Consider the following 18445-nt stretch of genomic DNA (forward strand, 5'->3'; position numbering starts at 1 on the left):
CCCTTGATTTGGGTTAATGGGGTTTCACAGGCAAGCATTGCTCCTATGGACAGGGGACTTGCCTATGGTGATGGCCTCTTTGCTACTATGCGAAGTAGCGAGTGTGGTATTTTGTTTTTTGAGCAGCATCAAGCCCGTCTTACGGCTGGCGCTGCAAGACTTGGGTTTGACTGGCAAATGAGTTCAGCCCTTGCCGAGCAGCTCAATACACTTGCTGCACAGTACCCGCATCACTGTATTAAATTGATGATCACACGCGGTGTTGGAGGCAGAGGCTATGCCCCGCCTGAGCAGGTAAACGTTACGGAGATCGTTTCTGTTCATCCCATTCCTACCCATTATGCTGCGTGGCAACAACTGGGTATTCGTCTTAAAACCTCCGCAGTCCAATTAGGTCATCAACCCTTATTGGCGGGGATAAAACACCTTAATCGCCTCGAGCAAGTGTTAATCAAATCCCAACCCTTACCACAGGGTTTTGATGATTGGTTAGTGCTGGATTGTAATGGGCAGGTGATTGAATCTTCGATGGCGAATATCTTTTTTGTTAAAGGCCATCGAGTGATTACCCCATCTTTGGCGCGCTGCGGCGTTGCGGGTGTGATGCGCGAGCAAGTTATGTTAGCCTTACTTGCACAGAAGATGAATATCGATTGTTTGCCGTTTGGCGCCGAGCGTTTAGTGGAGTTTGACTCGGCATTTATCACTAACAGCGTTTTAGGTGTAGTGGATGTGTTGGCGATTGATTCGCACACTTTTACTCCTTCTCCTTTGACAGCAGATCTTAGACAAACACTTTCACTCTCACTATGAAGAAAATCATTCTGATCGCAAGTTCTACGTTCTTGACCTTGCTGACCTTAGCTTGTTTGGTTGGTTATTGGGGCTATCGAACGATTATTGATTACAGCCAAACGCCATTAGCGTTAACCGAAGCCAAAGAATTAACCATTGCCCGTGGCACCAGTGTGCACCAATTAGCGCAGCAGTTAGAAACCGATGGTGTTATCCAAGACAAATGGAAACTCAAATGGCTACTGAGATTGCGCCCAGAACTGGCGAAGATCCGTACCGGTCTTTATGAGATGTCTCCTTCGCAGTCGATTGCCGACTTACTCAACGATTTAGTTAATGGCAAGGTGAAAACCTTTAGCCTGACCTTAGTCGAAGGCAAAACCATTGCCGAGTGGGAACAACAGCTTGTGAGTGCGCCGCACTTACAGTTGTCTCCCGAAGTCTTTAGTGCGGTATTGATGGAGCAGGGCGACGATTCGGCGCTGCCCGAAGGTAAATTCTTCCCCGATACTTACCATTACACCGCCGATAGCGATGCTAAGACGCTACTGACCCAAAGTTATAAGATGATGGAGCAGGAGCTGGCCAAAGCATGGGCGGAGCGTGTGCCCGGTTTACCACTTAAATCGCCCTACCAGATGCTGATCTTGGCATCGATTGTTGAGAAAGAAACAGGCCAAGCCTTCGAGCGCGATCAAATCGCCGGTGTCTTTATCAATCGACTCAATCAGGGGATGAAACTGCAAACCGATCCAACGGTCATTTATGGCATGGGAGACAGATTTAAAGGCAATATCACCCGTAAAGATCTCGTCGAAGATACCCCCTTTAACACCTATCGGATTTTCGGTTTACCGCCAACGCCGATTGCTGCGCCGAGTAAGGCGTCATTGCAGGCGGTGTCTAAACCTGCCAAGGTCAGTTATTTGTATTTTGTGTCGCGCAACGATGGCACCCATGTTTTTTCGACCACATTGGAAGAGCATAACCGCGCCGTCGATATTTATCAGAGAAAGAAAAAATGACCCAAGCATCCGCCAAATTCATTGTTGTTGAAGGACTGGAAGGCGCAGGCAAATCGAGTGCGATTGCCCTTATTCGCGATTTTATTGAAAAACATACCGGCCTCGCACCCGTGTGCACCCGCGAGCCAGGCGGTACGCCGCTGGCCGAGCGCATTCGTGACTTAGTGAAAATTGCCGACCCAAGCGATCCTCTGTGTGATGAGTCCGAATGTTTATTGATCTACGCCGCCAGAGCTCAGCTCGTCGCCAATGTGATCAAACCTGCGCTGGCAGAAGGCAAGTGGGTGTTAGGGGATAGGCATAATTTGTCGTCCTTGGCTTACCAAGGCGGTGGACGCGGCTTAATGCCCTTAGTCGAAGCCGTGAGTAACGCGACGCTTAAAGGCTTTAAACCAGATTTAACCCTCTATCTTGATCTTGATCCTAAGCTTGGATTGCAGCGCGCAGCAAAGCGCGGCGAGCTAGATAGAATAGAGCAACAAGCCATTGACTTTTTTGAACGGGCGCGTGCGACTTACCTCAAGCTTGCCAGCGAAGATGAGCAGATTGTCGTCATCGATGCCAGCCAAACCATGGCCGAAGTGCATAAAGATATTCTGGCCGTGTTACAGGCGATGGCATGGTAACGCAAAGCGGATTTGATGTATTAACCCTGCCTTGGCTCGATGCGCCAAGACAGGCGTTTTTAACCCAGTTACAAACCCAAAAAGTCCCCCACGCGCAACTCGTGGGTATCGATTCTGCCTATGGCGGTGAACTTTTGAGTGTGTTTATGGCGCGCGCCGCCATGTGTTCGCAACCTACTCCTGCGGGTGGATGCGGTTTTTGTAAGTCCTGCCAGTTATTTGATGCGGGTAATCATCCTGATTTTTATCAAATCGAGGCCGATGGCCATCAAATTAAAGTCGATCAAATTCGTGAGCTTTGTAGCCGCTTAAGTGCGACTGCCCAGCAAAGTGGCCGCCGTGTAGCCATTATCCACCATAGCGAGCGTTTAAACTCAGCCTCTGCCAATGCGCTACTCAAGACGCTCGAAGAGCCGGGTAAAGACACCTTACTACTATTACATTCCGATACGCCCGCACGTTTAATGGCTACGATCAGTAGTCGCTGCCAACGGCTTCCGTTTGTGGCGCCGTCTAAAATGTTGATCAAAAACTGGTTAATTCAGCAATGTCAGATCCAAGAGGATGTGACTTGGTGCTTGAGTGTGGTCGGCGGTCCATTAAAGTTGGCCGAAAGTTTGCTATCCGACGGTACGCAACCCAGTCGTTATCAAACCTTGTTAGGGTTTCGCAAAGATTGGGCGCAAAGTTTGTCGTCGGGCCATCTGTGTGCTAGTTTGTTAACGATAAGTGAACAACAAATCATTGATGCTCTTAAGGTTTTATACTTACTCCTAAGACAAGTTTTATTGAAGTACGGCGACCAAGATGCGTTTGTGCAAGCGCAAATAGGGAACTTGGCGGCGAAAATCATGGGAATGTGTCATAGCTTAAGTGCAATGCCGAGTGTCAATTATTTAGGCTTGTGTCAAAGTTATGTCTTAGAATATAAAGAAATAACAAATAAGTAACATGCCATGGTCGATCTTGTCGTCAATTTTGATACCTTACATCAGCTTTACCGCGCCTATATGCCGTTTATCAAACCGGCAGGGCTGTTTGTCGCCACCGGGGAAACCCATTACCTCGGTGAGACTTTAACCATCGCCTATCGTTTACCCGGCGCGACCACCTCAAACGAATTTCGTGGCGTCGTTGTGTGGATCAATCCTTTGGGAGCATCGGGTGGACGTCCTGCTGGGATTGGTATCAAGATAGTCTCAGAGCCCGACAGCCATAAACACCATATTGAAAAATTGTTATCCCGTGAGCTCGCCTCTGGTGACTTAACCTGCACGATGTAATGCATAGAGTGGTCAGCTAGGGTCGACACTGAGTATTAAGTGCTGAGTGAAGCCTTAGCGAAATTTGACCTCGATCCCATCGCTGAGTATCCTTGTGCTCCTTTTTGTTTATCTGCTTGGACATTGCTGTGCTTATTGATTCACATTGCCATCTCGATCGCCTGAAAGCGGCTCCCGATCAACCCACCTTAGAACTCATCCTCGCCAACGCTAAGGCGCGCGGTGTCGACTATATGCTCTGTGTCAATGTGCGCCAGCAGGGATTTGAGTCGATGCGCGACAAGGTTGCAGGTTTCGAGCAGGTGTTTTTATCTTCGGGCGTGCATCCGCTGGATGTGAAAGACGGCCTCGATGTGGAGCAAATTCGCCGTTTTGCAATGGACCCCAAAGTGGTGGCCATTGGTGAAACTGGGTTAGATTATTTTTATGCCGATGAAACTAAAGCCCTGCAACAGCAATGTTTTGAGCAACAAATTGCCTTGGCGGTTGAAGTTGATAAGCCGCTGATTGTTCATACCCGTGATGCCCGTGAAGACACCATCAATATGCTTAAAGCGGGGCAGGCGGATAAAGTCGGTGGCGTGTTGCATTGCTTTACCGAAAACTGGGAAATGGCCAAGGCGGCGATTGACTTAGGTTTTTATATTTCCGTTTCAGGCATTGTAACCTTTAAAAATGCCGGTGAGTTAAGAACGGTGATCCGCAAAGTGCCGAAAGAGCGTTTATTGGTCGAAACCGATTCGCCTTATCTTGCGCCTATTCCACACCGTGGACAGGAAAATCAACCCGCCTATGTGCGTGATGTGGCCGAGTTTGTGGCAGAGCTGCGCGGAGAGCGTTACGAAGATCTTGCTGAGTATACCAGTGAGAACTTCTTTAACTTGTTTAAGGATGCGGCGCGCTTGATTGGGCGTTGATTTAGGTTTGCCCCTCTCTTGTGAGCACAATTTTGCTCATATTCGTTAAAACGCAAGCCCATAAAAAAAGGCCCAAAACGATTCTAGCTGTTTGGGCCTAGGGGAATGGCTCGTTGAAGAGCCGTGCGCTACAGACGAAAGTGCCATACACAGCACTTTACAATAGACTCAGTGTAGTTGAGTTTAGTATGAGTAACACTTTCTCTGCCCCGTTTTTTAGGTTATTTCTCGCTAAAAAATCACCTATTTATAACCATTATGTCTGCGGTGGTAGCAATAACACTTTATCTTTCACTAAGTCTCTGGGCAGGTTGTTTTTTAATTTATTGCCTAAATGTTTCGCCATGCCTAAAGGCGCGCTGCCATAACAGACAATCACTTCACCCTGAGCTTTGCTGGCTGTATCGAGGGGAATATCTCGTCCCATCAAATACTCTTTTGCCTGCTCATCGCTCACTTCGACGACTTTAGCGCCGTTTTTTGCCCCCGCTTTAAGCGCTTTTCCCGCAAGTGCGATAATCGCCTCATGGCGGACTTTAAAGCCATGTTTACTGTGGTCGGCAAGCTTAACCCCAATCCGCTGAAAGCGCATTTTGCCAATAAAATCTCTAAATTCATGGGGAAAGAGCCAAAACTCATCGTCGCGCACCATGATAAGATCATCGGGCAGTTCGATACCGAGATCATCGGTAAAATAGGCTTGAATGGCTTTGGCTTGTTTGGCACTCGCCTCCGTAAAGGGGAAATTCTTTTGCAATTTCGGCTCAGGCTGTAGGCGTGGTACCGAACGGGTTTTAGTCAACTTCGCGACAAAAAAGCCTTCGCTGTCGTAAATTTGCGGCCAGACGTGCAAAAAGCCTTCTGGCGTAGTGGCTTTTTCGGCGCCATCAAACAATTGGCTTAAGGACTCAAATTGCACTGCATCGCCATAGGTTTGCTGCAAATATTCACATACACCTTGGTTTTCGTGCCGATTAAGGGTGCAGGTTGAATAAACCAAACTGCCACCCGGTTTTAAGGCCAAAAATGCGGATTCGATTAAGGCTTTTTGGGTTTCGCTAATCGCAAGAACCTCATCGAGCGACCAAGATTTTAACGCGTCCGCATCTTTACGGACCGTGCCTTCACCGCCACAAGGCGCATCAATTAATACCGCATCAAAACTTTCATACAGATACTCACCAAATACTCGGCCATCGAAGTGGGTTAGGGCGCAGTGACTCGCGCCCATGCGCAGCACATTAGCATGGAGTACTTTGACGCGACTTGCAGAATATTCATTGGCAACCAATAAGCCTTGATTATTCATCAAGGCGGCCATTTGGGTGGTTTTAGAGCCAGGTGCAGCTGCTAAGTCCAACACACATTGCCAATCTGCATTGGGGGTAAATAGTGCGGTTGGCGGCAGCATGGAGCTGGCTTCTTGGATATAGAATAAGCCCTGAATATGCTCTAGGGCATTGCCGAGCTGCTCTTCTTCATCGTAGCTTATCCAAAAACCATCCTTACACCAGGGTATGGGCTCAAAGGTCCATCCTTTGGGCTGCATCAAACGCTTAAAATCTTCGCTGCTGATCTTTAAGGTGTTGACGCGAATTGAGCGACGTAGTGGTCTTGAACAGGCCGCAATAAAGTCATCCATTGACAGATGGGCGGGCAATTCTTGGGCAATTGTACTGATAAAATTTTGATTTAATTGAACCATAACGGAATTTGGCTGTGTATCAACTGCGGCAAGTATATCATAATCCCTTAGTGGGGCTGGGATTTTATCCCTCTACTATCGTTGGTTCAGATTTGCGTTAAATAAACAAAGCGACACGAATAAACAGTTTGAATAACAATAAGGAAGGGGCAGAGTGCTAAATCGGGTGTGGTTAGTGTTTTTCCTCACATCGCTGTTGGCGATGGCAATACAGCTTTTTAATGGGCATATCGAGGTGCTCGCCAACGCGGTTGAGGCCTTGTTTGCCAGCGCTAAACTCGCCGCTGAAATCGCCTTAGGCTTAGTGGGTGTGTTGTCCCTGTGGATGGGATTAATGCGAATTGGTGAAAAAGCCGGTGTTGTTGGGGCGATTGCCTTTGTATTTGAGCCACTGCTGCGCCGCTTAATGCCCGAAGTGCCCAAGGGGCATCCCGCATTTGGCAGTATGACGATGAACTTAACGGCCAACATTTTTGGATTGGATAATGCCGCTACTCCATTAGGTTTAAAGGCAATGCAGGATTTGCAGAGTCTTAATCCGGTCAAAACCGTTGCCACTAACGCACAAATTCTATTTTTAGTCCTCAATACCTCCTCGGTGACGTTAGTGCCTGTCACGGTGTTTTTATACCGTGCTCAGCAGGGCGCGGCGGCTCCGGCAGACATTTTTTTACCCATACTCCTCGCAACCTCTGCCTCGACATTAGCAGGGCTTTTGATTGTCGCCTTTGTGCAGCGCCTTTCACTACTCAATGCCGTGGTACTCGGATATGGCGCAGTGCTGCTGTCGGCATTAGTTGCCAGTGGTTTTTATTTGATGACCTTAACGGCAGACGCGATTGGCACTGTGTCGACCGCCTTGGGCAACGGGGTATTGCTACTGTTAGTCTTCAGTTTTGTGCTGGTGGCGGGCGTGCGAAAAGTAGCTATTTATGATGAATTTATCGAAGGTGCCAAAGAGGGGTTTAACCAATCGATCCAACTGATCCCGTATCTTCTAGCCATGCTGCTGGCGATTGGCTTACTTAGGGCATCGGGCGCGTTGGATTACCTGCTGCACCTGATTGCGAGTTGCGTGAGTCTTTTCGGGTTTGATACCCGCTTTGTCGATGCTATGCCTACGGCGTTGATGAAACCCTTTAGTGGTTCGGGCGCGCGAGCGATGATGCTCGAAACCATGGCACACCACGGAGTGGACTCCTTTGCTGGTCGCTTGGCGGCGATTTTCCAAGGGAGTACTGAAACGACTTTCTATGTGCTGGCGGTTTACTTTGGTTCAGTGGGTATTCGTCACGGGCGCCATGCGCTCGCCTGTGGTCTAACGGCGGATTTTGCAGGGATCTGTGCGGCTATTGCTATCTGTTATTGGTTCTATGGATAAGCAGCGTTATATGATAAAAATCAGGCGCATTGGAACTGACCAAATGCGCCTGATATTAAAGAGTTAACTCTCGGGTTTAAATACGCTTACATCAATAGCGCGATTATTTATTGCATGGGAGGCTATTGCGCCGGAGCCCATTCTTGCCATTCACGCTCGGCTTTATGCTGCAGTTTAATCACTGCGCTTTGGCTGAGGCGGTTACTCTCTTGAGTCGTTTCCTTAGTAGCGACATTAATGCCGCCCGCTAATAGGGTTTCGAGCGAACCGGCTTCAATTTGCGCACCAGAGAAAATACCTACATCGACTTTAATGCCTGAGGCGTCCCAGAACTGGCTGCTCTGATTCACTAAGTGACTGTACTGAGGCTCAATGTGCGCTTGCATGAGTACACTGTTACCTTGAGACGATAGGCTATAACCATCGATTTGGCCGACTTTAATGCCACGGAAGAAGATAGGCGTGCCTACTTTCATCGAGCCAAGGTTGCTATCTTCTAAGGTAAATTTAAGCGCATCTTCGGCCACGTTGGCGTAGCTGCTCTCAACCAATTTCGCTTGGAATTGACTCGCCTTTTGGTTGCTCTTGCCCGGTAACACACCAATATATGGCCCGGTAATTAAGGTTTCTGGCGCTTTAATGCCTGCTAAAGATATTTGCGCTTCGACCATATGGTACTCAGTATCACTGCGGCTGAAATGCTCGGCATAGTCGCCATAGAGATAGGCGGTGGCTGTAAGGGTGGTTAAATTGGTATTGAGCTTAACTTGCGTCACTTCACCCACCTGATGACCTTGGTAACGAATGGCGGCTTTTGCAGCCAATTTTGCCGAGGCGGGTAAGGTGAGTTTGATTGCTTGAGCCTGCGCTAAGGCGAGCTGTTTACTTTCGTATAGTTTCAGTGCCGCATTAGGCTCAGTCGTTGAACTGTCCAATAAACCTAAGCTGATGCTGCCCTTTAACACGCCTTGTAGTGGAGCAACGGCGACATCAATACCCGCAAGACTGGCGCTGACATCCACGGCACTGTTACGCCAAAAGACTTTAGGTTTTTGCACTAAGGGTTGGAACTGCTTATCGATAGCGATCTTAATCGCAAAGTCTTCGGTTTTACTCTGCCAGTTGACCGACTCCACGCTACCAATTTGCATTTTTTTATAGTAAATCGGAGATCCTTGACTAACATCGGCGCCATCAGCACTGATGAGAGTAAAGTATAAACGCTGTTGACGGACAAAGAATTGCTTAGCTTCATCCATTGAGCTAAAGAGTGGCAAACGCGCATTTGCCGCCAGAGGGGTATCACTGGTACCAGGGATCAGACTCACCGCGCCTTTAGTTAATGTCGCTAGATCGCGTGCTTTGACCGATACACCATCAAGAGACGCATTGACGCTCAACGCTGATTCGGGAACAAAATAGCTATCAATGCGGATTAAGCTGGCAAATTCAGGTTGCAGCTCGAGTAGATATTCAACGGCCGAGAGATCTTTGGTTAATTTCACCTCGAGCACCTGACCGATAGGTAATTGCTTGTAACGCACTTCGGCGCCAGCGGTTAAGCCCATGTTTTCGGGCGAGGTTATTGTTGCCTTAAGTTTTTTCGCTTGTAGCACATCAGGAGCTGAGGATTGCAAGGCAAAACTACTTGGCAGTGCCGAATTAGCATGGGTGCCGGGTAAAAAGTTAATCACGCTTCCTGTGAGTAAACGCTCGGGGTTTTTGATCCCAGAGAGCGAAATATCGGCGCCCTCAAGCCAAAACTGGCCGTCCCGAGTTAATAGATTGGCGTATTCAGGCTCAAATTTTGCTACCGCAGTCACACCTGCAGCGGTGAGTTGCTTGCTTTGAACTGCACCAATGGTGATGCCGCGATATACAATGCGAGTGCCTTTATCAATCGCATTGCCATCACTCATGGTCAGACTGACTTCAATCCCGCCAAGAGCGCTGGTTTCTGAATCATAGAGGGCAAAACTGTCGCCATTTTGTGCCGCAGGCGCTTTTTCATCGGAACTGAAACTCACACCACCCGCAAGGATAGAAGCAAGGCTTTCAGTGTTAACTTTAATGCCCGCTAAACTAGCATCGACTTTCACGCCGGATACGTTCCAAAAGTGAGAGTTTTTCTTCACTAAACGCGCATATTGCTCTTGGATAAAGGCGCTGATAATGACTCTGGCATTGCCGTCTAAACGGTAGCTGACCACGCTGCCGACAGGGATCTGACGAAAGAACACAGGCGAACCCACGTCTAACGAGCCGAGTTTATCGGCCGTCAGTTCAATCATTACCCCTTCGGAGCCAATTTGCATTGGTGGCGGTTGGCGTTCTGCCTCAAACAAGGTGGCGGCATTGCCTTTGCCTGGTTGGATTGCAATATAGTTGCCTGAAAATAGCGCATCCAGACCTTCAACGCCTGTGATGCTGGCCTTTGGGGTAACTAACCAGAAGAGGGTTTCTTTATTTAAGAAAGGCTTAGCGCGATAGTCCATCATCACCTTCACGTTAACGCCTTTAAGATCATCATCAATACCGATATCTTTTACCTTACCAACGGTTAAGCCTTGGTATTTGACTAAGGTTTTGCCCACGTCGATCCCAGTGGCACTGGGGAAGTGGATTTGAATTTCAATGCCCGATTCTTTGATGCTCTTAATACCCAGCCATGCGCCAAGCGCGAGCGCCACAATCGGGAGCAGCCAAATCGGCGAAAAGAGCTTTTTCTTCACAACTTTTGGCGATTCAATTTGTGTCATCTTGAGGTTCCAGTCGATCCCAGAGTAAACGAGTGTCTAAAACTTTTGCGGCAAGTTGCGTCAGTAAAATCACCAATGCAAATGCCGTGGCCGCGGGTGCAGGCTTTGCATCGAGTAATTGCCCCATATTCACCAGGGCAACGGTCAGCGAGATCACAAATAAATCGAGCATCGACCAGCGGCCAATCCACTCAATAACATGAAATCCCACCATAAGTTTTTGCTTCGAAATTGGCAGGTTGAAACTGATAGCACACAGATAAGTGGCTAAGCCGATAATCTTTACCCAAGGCACTAAAATACTGGCAATAAACACAATAATGGCGATGGGTAACATATCCGATTGGACTAAATGAACAATTCCGGAAAAGATCGTATCGTGACGTACCTTTCCCTGATTGGTGAGCACCGTAATGGGATAGAGGTTGGCTGGAACCAATAAAATGGCGGCAGTAATAAGCAGCGCCCAACTTTTTTGTAAGCTGTTGTAATCGCGGACCTGTAATTCTGACTCACAACGACTACAGTGGCTATCCTCACTGCTATTGAGTTGCCTACAAACGCGGCACAAACACAGGCCTAAATCCTTTCCTTGCTGCTTCATATCAGAGATGTTCCTGCATAAGAAGACCCCACATATGCTCAATATCGTATTCACGCTGTAAAAACAGGGTGACTAAAAAAAGCATGGTGAAGCAAAAGGTACCCATTCCAAAATAAATATCCGAAAAATCAGACAATTGAAATGATGAGACGAGGAAGCTAATCACATAAATCTCAAGCATTGTCAGCTGCGAAAGGAACCCCTGAAATGTGAGTAATTGTTTGAGACTATGGCGCCAAAATGGGCTCGCAAGCCCCCATTTTATAATCAAAATTTGCGCAAGAATCGATAGGATCAATAAACCAGGGCCAACCACTGCGGCAGCAAGGACGGCTAATCCGACCACCCAATAACCTTGATCGAAGACGGCAAAAGCGCCTTGAAATACCGTTGTTGTGCGAATACTGCCCAGAAAATGGATTTCTAGCACAGGAAAAAAGTTAGCAGGAAAATAGAACACCAACGCGGTAATGCACAGTGCCAACATGCCATTTACTGAACAGTATGGGGTGTCATAAAGTGCGGTGTTGCAACGCGGACACAACGCTCTGACCCCAGTTGGGAGGGCACGTTTCCGAATGGCCAAGTCGCAGGAACGACAGAGGATTACAGAGTTTTCTGCTATATTGTCATGCATATAAAAATATTATATTAGCCCCAAAGCCACTGAGATTGAGCAAATAATCCGAAAACAACAAATTATAAGGTGAGATATCAAATTGATTGACCCATCTCCACAACATAAAGCGCAGTCATAATATCAGAATAATCAGAACACTTGCATCACTAGTTCACTTTATGTCATTCTGGTTACTGTATATAAAAACAGTGCGAGGGCGGTCATGGCAGTTATTACACAGTTTGTCGTGGTAAGAGAAGGGGTAGAAAAGATGACATTCACATCGAAAAAGGAGGCTGATGCCTACGATAAGATGCTCGACATCGCTGATAACCTCATTCCATTTATTCAGAAAGCGGAACTTGGGATTGATGAAAGTCTAACCGAACAGCTCGCATTCTATTTTGCTAACAATAAAGATGAGCTAACAAACTTGCTTAAAGGCGTGGTTCAAGTTAATAGTACGCCAACAAAACCAAACACAGCCAAAAAAGCGTCTAAGAAGGACGATGCTGCTGAATAATTTTTAGGAAGCATATGAAACCGCAATTTTATGAATCACTGAACCGTCAAGCGTTAGCGTTACTCGAAGGCGAAGATGATTTAGTGGCTGCCATGGCTAACTTTTCAGCCCTGCTTAATGACAACCTAACCGAACTAAACTGGGTAGGTTTTTACGTTATGCGCGGCGAACAGTTAGTATTAGGCCCATTCCAAGGTAAAGTGGCTTGTACCCGCATTCCGATGGGGAAAGGCGTGTGTGGCACTGCAGCACTGGCTAATCAAACTCAACGGGTTGCCGATGTGCATCAATTCGATGGACATATCGCCTGCGATGCGGCCAGTAATTCCGAAATTGTTATCCCTGTTCGCGCTAATGGTCAGGTGATTGCTGTACTGGATATTGATAGCCCTATTTTTGACCGCTTTGACGAAGAAGACCAAAAGGGCTTGGAATTATTGGTAAAAAGCTTCGAAAACTGCCTATTTGCTTAATTTGCGTACAATAACGCATAATTCATAGTCGCAATCGGTGGCGTGCGCCTTATAATAGCGCATGCCCTGATAAGGCTTGTTTGGGCATGGCCCGAATAAACCTGAGAGGTTTAGCCGTAAAAAATGGTTAACTGATATTTTTTAACTTTAGTTAACTCGGCGAGAATGTTAATTTGTACTTTGGCTCAATTGTGAGCTTAACCAAGATAAACGACACGTAAGAAGCTGATTTATATCACCTCGAATTCGATGTCCCTTTTTAACTGTGGAAGTAATGATGGAATCAACAGATAAGTTGACCGACACCAACGCAATTTTGGCGTATTTGTATGAAACATTTCCTTTGTGCTTTATTGCTGAAGGTGAAACTAAGCCATTAAAAATCGGATTGTTTCAAGATTTGGCTGAAAGGTTGGCTGATGATTCTAAAGTCAGTAAAACTCAATTGCGCGTGGCGTTAAGACGCTACACTAGCAGTTGGCGTTACCTCAAATCGGTAAAAGCTGGTGCCCAGCGTGTGGATCTTGATGGTCAACCTTGTGGCGAGCTAGAGCAAGAACATATCGATCATGCTCAAGCCATGTTGAAAGAAAGCCAAGAAAAAGCCAAAGCTAAGCGTGCTGCTCAAGCTGCCAAAGTGGCTCCGGCTGGCAAAGCTCCAGCGAAAAAGGCCCCTAAGAAAGTAGCTGTTCCTGCCCGCAAGACTGAGCGTCCTGCCAAAGTGGCTCCTAAGGCTGAACCTGCTGTTAACTTAGTCCAAGCGCAATTGACCGATTTAGCTAAGAAACAGCGTGTCAATGTTAAGTTAGGTATGACGCCAGTAGCCGGCGTGATCACTGACATTAACAAAGAAGACATTCATGTTCAGCTTGATAGCGGCTTAACGATAAAAGTGAAAGCAGAACATATTCTGCTGTAATCATTTAATCTAACGGAGTAACTTGTTGATGCGAAAACTCATTTTGGCTACATCCATCGCCACTGTTTTTGTCGGATTCTCGGCTTGGGCTGTGCCTCCTACGATTCAAATCAGCGAGTTACCCACTCTCAAGCAGGAAGCGCAGCATAAAGTGGCCAGTAAACGAGTGACAGATTTATACACTCGTTCGCATTACCATCGATTTGCGCTCGATGACGCGTTTTCTGCGCAGATTTTTGACCGCTATTTACAGCAACTTGATTACCGTCGCAATGTGCTGACCCAAGCCGATGTCGACAGTTTTAAGCCTTATATCAATCAGTTTGACGATATGCTGAGTTCAGGTGAACTCGACCCCGCCTACAAAATGTTTGATTTGGTTCAAAAACGTCGCTACGAAGGCTTTGTGTACGCGCTTTCTCTGCTCGATAAAGAAATGGATTTTACCTTTCCTGGTGATGCCTACGAGTACGATAGGGAAGATGTCGCTTGGCCAAAAGATCAAGCTGAAATCAATGAGCTTTGGCGTCAGCGAGTGAAATACGATGCGTTGAATCTCAAGCTTACTGGCAAAAAATGGCCTGAAATTGTTGAGATTCTGCAAAAACGTTATAACAACGCCATCAAACGTCTGACTCAGACCAATAGTGAAGATGTGTTCCAAGCGGTGATGAATGCATTTTCTCGCAGCATTGAGCCGCACACTAGCTATTTATCCCCCCGTAATGCTGAGCGTTTCCAAATGGAAATGAACTTGAGCCTAGAGGGGATTGGCGCGCAGTTACAGCTCGAAGATGATTACACTGTGATTAAGAGTTTAATCGCAGGTGGTCCTGCCGCTGGCAGTGAAAAACTGTCACCAGAAGATAAGATTGTTGGTGTTGGCCAAGAGGGCGGCGAGATCGTTGATGTTATCGGCTGGCGTTTAGACGATGTCGTTGAGCTCATCAAAGGTCCTAAGGGCAGTAAAGTCGTTTTGCAGATTTTACCGAAGAAAGGTGGCTCAAATGCTAAGCCGTTTAACGTCACTTTAGTACGTGACAAGATTCGCTTAGAAGACCGTGCTGCGACTTCTAAAATCATCGAACCTAAAGACGGTGAATACGCCAATCGTAAAGTCGGAGTTATCCAAATTCCTGGATTCTATATGAATTTATCCCAGGATGTGGAAAAGGAACTCGTTAAACTCAACGAAGCAAAAGTCGAAGGTGTCGTTATCGATTTACGTGGTAATGGCGGCGGTGCATTAACCGAAGCCGTGTTACTGACCGGACTCTTTATTGATATGGGCCCTGTGGTGCAAATCCGTGACGCCGATGGCCGTGTGTCAGCTCACCGCGATAACGATGGCAAGACTGCCTACGCAGGTCCGTTGACCGTGATGGTTGACCGTTACAGCGCATCAGCTTCTGAGATTTTTGCAGCAGCATTACAGGACTATGATCGTGCACTGATTGTTGGTGAATCCAGTTTCGGTAAAGGCACAGTGCAACAGCATAAGAGCCTAGGTCGCATCTACGATATGTACGAGAAACCTATTGGGCATGTGCAATACACCATTCAGAAGTTTTATCGCATTAACGGTGGTAGTACACAACTCAAAGGTGTGACACCGAATATTGCGTATCCAAGTGCGTTAGAGCCTGGTGAGTATGGTGAAGCTGAAGAGAAGAATGCTTTGCCTTGGGACAAAGTACCAATGGCGCAATACGGTACGCTAAATGATATCACCCCTGAACTGGTGGCGAGTTTAGAGAAAAAGCACCTTGCCCGTATTCAAAACAGTGTTGAGTTTAACTATATCAATCAAGATATTGCTGACTTTAAAAAGCATCACAAAGAGAAAACGGTCTCCTTAGTGGAAAGTGAGCGTATTGCATCACGTGAAGCTGATGAGAAGAAAGTGCTCGATAGAACCAATGAGCGTCGCGTAGCCAATGGTTTAGCGCCAGTTAAATCTATGGAAGATATTAAAGATGATGTTGCTGCGCCAGATGCATTTTTAGATGAAACGGCTTATATCACTCTAGATATGGTGGATGCGAAAAAGCTAGCTAACGCTGGCACTAAATAGGCGGAAGTTACGTCTGTTTACCTTACCTTAAAACGCGCTTATGGCGCGTTTTTCTTATTTAAATCAGTGTTAAAGGGAACGAAATGACACAAGTTCAAGCAAAATACCTTAAAGACTACCAAGCTCCCCAGTTCACGATTGAATCCATCGACTTAGATGTTAATCTTAACGGTAAAAATACCGTTGTTAAGGCTATTAGCAAGGTTAAACGTAGCTCTTCCCACGCTAATCCTTTAGTGCTTGATGGTGAAGGATTAACCTTAGTCAGCGTGGCGATTGATGGTCAACAGGTAGCGTATCAAGTTGGTGAAGGGCAGTTGACAATCGAAACGACCCTAAATGAGTTTGAGCTGACCATCATCACCCAACTGGATCCTGAAGCCAACTCAAGCCTCGAAGGGCTTTATATGTCTGACGGTGCCTATTGCACCCAGTGTGAAGCTGAAGGCTTTAGACGTATCACTTACTTCCTCGACCGTCCTGACGTATTGGCTAAATATACTGTGCGTATTGAAGCCGACAAGCTGGCGTTCCCGTTCCTGCTCAGTAACGGCAACTTGATTGACAAAGGTGATCTCGATGGCGGACGCCATTATGTACGTTGGCAGGACCCTTTCCCCAAGCCGGCCTATCTTTTTGCCCTCGTGGCAGGTGATTTTGATCTGTTACAGGATGAGTTTATTACCCGCAGTCAGCGCAAAGTGGTGCTACAGGTTTTTGTTGATAAAGGGAATTTACATAAGGCGCACCATGCGATGGCATCCCTTAAAAAGTCTATGGCTTGGGATGAGTCCCGTTTTGACCTTGAATATGATTTAGATATCTACATGATCGTTGCTGTCGACTTTTTCAATATGGGGGCGATGGAAAATAAAGGATTGAACATCTTTAATACCAAATATGTCCTCGCCGATACTTTGACTGCGACTGATGAGGATTACCATGGTATTGAATCCGTAGTCGGCCATGAATATTTCCATAACTGGACGGGCAACCGTGTCACTTGCCGTGATTGGTTCCAATTAAGTCTCAAAGAAGGCTTAACGGTTTTTCGCGACCAAGAGTTTAGTTCGGATTTAGGTTCGCGCGCGGTAAATCGAATTCACGCCATTAAAGTCATCAAAAACCAGCAATTTGCTGAAGATTCTGGGCCAATGGCACACCCAATTCGTCCAGAGTCCGTGATTGAGATGAATAACTTTTATACGGTGACAGTGTATAACAAGGGCGCGGAGGTGATCCGCATGATGCACACTTTGCTTGGTGAAGCCCGTTTCCAAGCGGGGATGAAGTTATACTTTAAACGCCACGATGGCCAAGCTGTGACCTGCGATGATTTTGTTGCGGCGATGGAAGATGCCAGTGGTATCGATTTAACCCAATTCCGCCTCTGGTATAGCCAAGCAGGTACGCCGGTAGTAACCGCAAGCGACAGTTTCGATGCTGCATCAGGGCGTTATCAGTTAACACTTAAACAGACTCTTTCAGGCTGCACCTCGCCGCTGCATATTCCTTTTAGTCTGGAGCTGTTGGACGATAAGGGACTATCACTGGTCAACCAAGTGCTCAGTTTTACTGAAGCCGAACAAGTATTTACTTTTGAAGGACTCCGCCATAAACCTGTGGCGTCATTGCTGCAAGATTTCTCTGCGCCAGTTAAATTGCACTATCCCTTCGAAGTTGACCAACTTGTTCATTTGATGCGTTTTGCTTCGAGTGAAGTGGCGCGTTGGGAGGCATCTGTTACTCTCGTTAGCCAAGCAATTTGGCAAAATGTTGATCATTTACAGCAACATCAGACGATGACCTTAGATGAAAGAGTGAAGGATAGTTTTAAAGGGGCTTTACTCGATGAGAAACTCGATCAGGCATTAATGGCTGAGATTTTAGCGATTCCATCGGCTTCCGCTTTGATTGAGCAAACTGATACTGTTGACCTTGATGCGTTAGTGCTCGCGCGTGAATTTGTGCTCACCGAGCTTGCTGCTTACTGCGAAGATGAATTAACGGCACTTTATCGCTCATTAGTTAATTTGGATTGCACTAAAGCCCGCGCCCTTAAAAACCAATGTCTAAATTGGCTTAGCCGAGTTAGCAATGATGCCGAAACCTTTGTGGTAGAGCAGTTTGCTAAGGCTTGTAATATGACGGATTCGCTCGGCGCATTAACGGCAGCCAATGTTGGCTCTTTAACTTGCCGTGACCAGTTAATGGCTCAGTTTGAGACGCGCTGGCGTGATACGCCGCTAGTGATGGATAAATGGTTTATGTTACAGGCGACTCATGATAGCGATGATGTGATTGATACATTACGTCAATTACAACAACACGCGAGTTTTAGCATGAGTAATCCCAATCGGGTACGTTCGCTTATTGGTAGTTTTGCCGCTGGGAATATTTATCAATTCCACCGCGCCGATGGCAGAGGTTATGAGTTTTTAACTGAGTGCCTTATTAACTTAAATCAGCTTAACCCACAAGTTGCCGCCAGAATGGTGACACCGCTGATCCAATTCAGTAAATTCGATGAAACACGTCAGCATAAGATTAAGGCCTGTTTAACGCGTTTATTAGACTTACCTGGACTCTCTAAGGATTTATTCGAAAAAGTGTCCAAAGCGTTAGCGAAGTCGTCATTAACCTGAGCTCGAGATAAGCAGAGCCGCTGAATAGGCTCTTTTCGAGCCTCTCTGCGTTGCTCTGTCTAACCATCGCTCGCTATGGCATACGACAGAGCGCCTT

The 18445-nt window shown here is 46.8% G+C and carries 16 protein-coding genes; 12 read left to right on the plus strand and 4 right to left on the minus strand.

From position 1 onward, the window contains the following. Positions 1–3 precede the first annotated feature (3 nt). The 6 genes from pabC (at position 4) to M0413_RS09570 (ending at position 4646) form a co-directional block, all read left to right on the plus strand. Complete coding sequence (gene pabC / locus M0413_RS09545) at positions 4–813, plus strand: aminodeoxychorismate lyase (RefSeq protein WP_249553939.1); 810 nt, start codon at positions 4–6, stop codon at positions 811–813. Continuing rightward, positions 810–1820, plus strand: coding sequence for an endolytic transglycosylase MltG (mltG, locus tag M0413_RS09550; RefSeq protein WP_249553941.1), 1011 nt, complete (start codon positions 810–812; stop codon positions 1818–1820). Before pabC ends, mltG begins: the two co-directional genes overlap by 4 nt. Next, on the plus strand, positions 1817–2446 hold the full coding sequence (tmk, locus tag M0413_RS09555; protein ID WP_011622437.1) for a dTMP kinase: 630 nt from the start codon (positions 1817–1819) through the stop codon (positions 2444–2446). Before mltG ends, tmk begins: the two co-directional genes overlap by 4 nt. After that, positions 2440–3396 carry a DNA polymerase III subunit delta' gene (holB, locus tag M0413_RS09560; RefSeq protein ID WP_249553943.1) on the plus strand — a complete coding sequence of 319 codons (957 nt, stop codon included), beginning with the start codon at positions 2440–2442 and terminating at the stop codon, positions 3394–3396. The genes tmk and holB overlap by 7 nt, the downstream gene beginning before the upstream one ends. A gap of 6 nt (positions 3397–3402) precedes the next feature. Further along, positions 3403–3729 (plus strand): PilZ domain-containing protein, encoded by a 327-nt coding sequence (locus tag M0413_RS09565; RefSeq protein ID WP_037419265.1) that lies wholly within the window; start codon positions 3403–3405, stop codon positions 3727–3729. 128 nt (positions 3730–3857) lie between these two features. Beyond that, positions 3858–4646 carry a TatD family hydrolase gene (locus tag M0413_RS09570; protein WP_172587308.1) on the plus strand — a complete coding sequence of 263 codons (789 nt, stop codon included), beginning with the start codon at positions 3858–3860 and terminating at the stop codon, positions 4644–4646. Between the two features lie 256 nt (positions 4647–4902). Here M0413_RS09570 and rsmF read toward each other — a convergent pair whose 3' ends face one another. Beyond that, entirely contained in the window at positions 4903–6351 is a 1449-nt protein-coding gene (rsmF, locus tag M0413_RS09575; RefSeq protein WP_249553945.1) for a 16S rRNA (cytosine(1407)-C(5))-methyltransferase RsmF, read from the minus strand. A 154-nt stretch (positions 6352–6505) separates the two neighbouring features. Between rsmF and M0413_RS09580 the strand changes: the two genes are divergently transcribed. Then, entirely contained in the window at positions 6506–7732 is a 1227-nt protein-coding gene (locus M0413_RS09580; RefSeq protein WP_249553947.1) for a spore maturation protein, read from the plus strand. Positions 7733–7854: 122 nt separating this feature from the next. Here the strand turns inward: M0413_RS09580 and M0413_RS09585 are convergent, their stop codons facing one another. Genes M0413_RS09585 through M0413_RS09595 form a run of 3 tightly spaced genes read right to left on the minus strand, consistent with a single transcriptional unit; the run spans position 7855 to position 11732 of the window. Further along, positions 7855–10491 (minus strand): PqiB family protein, encoded by a 2637-nt coding sequence (locus tag M0413_RS09585; protein ID WP_249553949.1) that lies wholly within the window; start codon positions 10489–10491, stop codon positions 7855–7857. Further along, on the minus strand, positions 10478–11095 hold the full coding sequence (locus M0413_RS09590) for a paraquat-inducible protein A (RefSeq protein WP_037419279.1): 618 nt from the start codon (positions 11093–11095) through the stop codon (positions 10478–10480). The genes M0413_RS09585 and M0413_RS09590 overlap by 14 nt, the downstream gene beginning before the upstream one ends. A 1-nt stretch (position 11096) precedes the next feature. Continuing rightward, the gene (locus M0413_RS09595) at positions 11097–11732 is read right to left on the minus strand and encodes a paraquat-inducible protein A (protein ID WP_249553951.1); all 636 of its coding nucleotides are present in this window, start codon (positions 11730–11732) and stop codon (positions 11097–11099) included. A gap of 205 nt (positions 11733–11937) precedes the next feature. Between M0413_RS09595 and M0413_RS09600 the strand changes: the two genes are divergently transcribed. From M0413_RS09600 to pepN, 5 genes are all read left to right on the plus strand, one after another. After that, entirely contained in the window at positions 11938–12237 is a 300-nt protein-coding gene (locus tag M0413_RS09600) for a YebG family protein (RefSeq protein WP_037419285.1), read from the plus strand. A gap of 14 nt (positions 12238–12251) precedes the next feature. Further along, the gene (msrC, locus tag M0413_RS09605) at positions 12252–12710 is read left to right on the plus strand and encodes a free L-methionine (R)-S-oxide reductase MsrC (RefSeq protein WP_037419288.1); all 459 of its coding nucleotides are present in this window, start codon (positions 12252–12254) and stop codon (positions 12708–12710) included. A 277-nt stretch (positions 12711–12987) separates the two neighbouring features. Then, the gene (proQ, locus tag M0413_RS09610; RefSeq protein WP_086023985.1) at positions 12988–13629 is read left to right on the plus strand and encodes an RNA chaperone ProQ; all 642 of its coding nucleotides are present in this window, start codon (positions 12988–12990) and stop codon (positions 13627–13629) included. Between the two features lie 28 nt (positions 13630–13657). Further along, the gene (gene prc / locus M0413_RS09615) at positions 13658–15703 is read left to right on the plus strand and encodes a carboxy terminal-processing peptidase (RefSeq protein ID WP_249553953.1); all 2046 of its coding nucleotides are present in this window, start codon (positions 13658–13660) and stop codon (positions 15701–15703) included. An 83-nt stretch (positions 15704–15786) separates the two neighbouring features. Then, the gene (gene pepN / locus M0413_RS09620) at positions 15787–18348 is read left to right on the plus strand and encodes an aminopeptidase N (RefSeq protein WP_249553955.1); all 2562 of its coding nucleotides are present in this window, start codon (positions 15787–15789) and stop codon (positions 18346–18348) included. Positions 18349–18445 lie beyond the last annotated feature (97 nt).

Source organism: Shewanella sp. 8A, from assembly GCF_023475945.1.
Lineage (GTDB): Bacteria > Pseudomonadota > Gammaproteobacteria > Enterobacterales > Shewanellaceae > Shewanella > Shewanella xiamenensis.

Excerpts from the sequence above, each read along its gene's own strand:
- mltG (WP_249553941.1), top strand. The coding sequence starts at position 810 with ATGAAGAAAATCATTCTGATCGCAAGTTCTACGTTCTTGACCTTGCTG.
- tmk (WP_011622437.1), top strand. The coding sequence starts at position 1,817 with ATGACCCAAGCATCCGCCAAATTCATTGTTGTTGAAGGACTGGAAGGC.
- holB (WP_249553943.1), top strand. The coding sequence starts at position 2,440 with ATGGTAACGCAAAGCGGATTTGATGTATTAACCCTGCCTTGGCTCGAT.
- M0413_RS09565 (WP_037419265.1), top strand. The coding sequence starts at position 3,403 with ATGGTCGATCTTGTCGTCAATTTTGATACCTTACATCAGCTTTACCGC.
- rsmF (WP_249553945.1), bottom strand. The coding sequence starts at position 6,351 with ATGGTTCAATTAAATCAAAATTTTATCAGTACAATTGCCCAAGAATTG.
- M0413_RS09585 (WP_249553949.1), bottom strand. The coding sequence starts at position 10,491 with ATGACACAAATTGAATCGCCAAAAGTTGTGAAGAAAAAGCTCTTTTCG.
- M0413_RS09590 (WP_037419279.1), bottom strand. The coding sequence starts at position 11,095 with ATGAAGCAGCAAGGAAAGGATTTAGGCCTGTGTTTGTGCCGCGTTTGT.
- M0413_RS09595 (WP_249553951.1), bottom strand. The coding sequence starts at position 11,732 with ATGCATGACAATATAGCAGAAAACTCTGTAATCCTCTGTCGTTCCTGC.
- M0413_RS09600 (WP_037419285.1), top strand. The coding sequence starts at position 11,938 with ATGGCAGTTATTACACAGTTTGTCGTGGTAAGAGAAGGGGTAGAAAAG.
- msrC (WP_037419288.1), top strand. The coding sequence starts at position 12,252 with ATGAAACCGCAATTTTATGAATCACTGAACCGTCAAGCGTTAGCGTTA.
- proQ (WP_086023985.1), top strand. The coding sequence starts at position 12,988 with ATGGAATCAACAGATAAGTTGACCGACACCAACGCAATTTTGGCGTAT.
- prc (WP_249553953.1), top strand. The coding sequence starts at position 13,658 with ATGCGAAAACTCATTTTGGCTACATCCATCGCCACTGTTTTTGTCGGA.
- pepN (WP_249553955.1), top strand. The coding sequence starts at position 15,787 with ATGACACAAGTTCAAGCAAAATACCTTAAAGACTACCAAGCTCCCCAG.